The sequence below is a fragment of the Methylorubrum zatmanii genome (assembly GCF_014845115.1).
Classification (GTDB): Bacteria; Pseudomonadota; Alphaproteobacteria; order Rhizobiales; family Beijerinckiaceae; genus Methylobacterium; species Methylobacterium zatmanii.
Genome location: NZ_NKUI01000378.1, coordinates 1 through 546, shown reverse-complemented (window position 1 = coordinate 546; position 546 = coordinate 1). Strand labels below are relative to the sequence as shown.

The following is a 546-nucleotide window of genomic DNA, read 5'->3' as shown; positions in this document are numbered from 1 at the left end:
GCATCGCCATCGGCGGCGCGCAGACGGCCAAGACGGCGAAGACGGCCATCGGCCAGGACGACGCGCCGGCCCGCCTTGAGGATCGCGCCGAGGCCGCCTGAGCCCGGAGAGCACCGGCCCCTGACGGATCCCCTCGGGAGCCTTCGAGCCCCCGGGGGGCGCACCCCTTCTTCGCTGTGATTCACGGCTTTCAGGGAGGATGATCCGTGTCGACGATGGATACCCACTGTCTTCATTCCGGCCCGATGAACCCGGCCGCGATGCAGCCCGCCTCGTTCGAGGCATGGCAGGCACTGGTCGCGCCGGGTGACGTGTTCCGCCATCCGCGGGAGGTTTTGGCGCATCCGCAGCTCTCGCGGGCGGACAAACACACGATTCTCGCCGCCTGGGCCTCGGATGCCTGCGCCCTCGAAAACGCCCCCGGCCTGCGCTGCCTGACCGGCTGCAAGGCCGAGCCGGTCTCCGTCGATGCCGTGCTCGCCGCCCTGGCCGAACTCGATCCGGCCCCGGCCCGGGAAGCCCCTGCGCCGCCGCATCGGCCGGCCC

At 72.0% G+C, this 546-nt stretch carries 1 protein-coding gene; it reads left to right on the top strand.

The features are described from left to right. Window positions 1–215: 215 nt before the first annotated feature. Window positions 216–546 (top strand): hypothetical protein (locus tag MZTS_RS24835; RefSeq protein ID WP_192285993.1); only part of this gene is annotated, 331 nt, incomplete at its 3' end.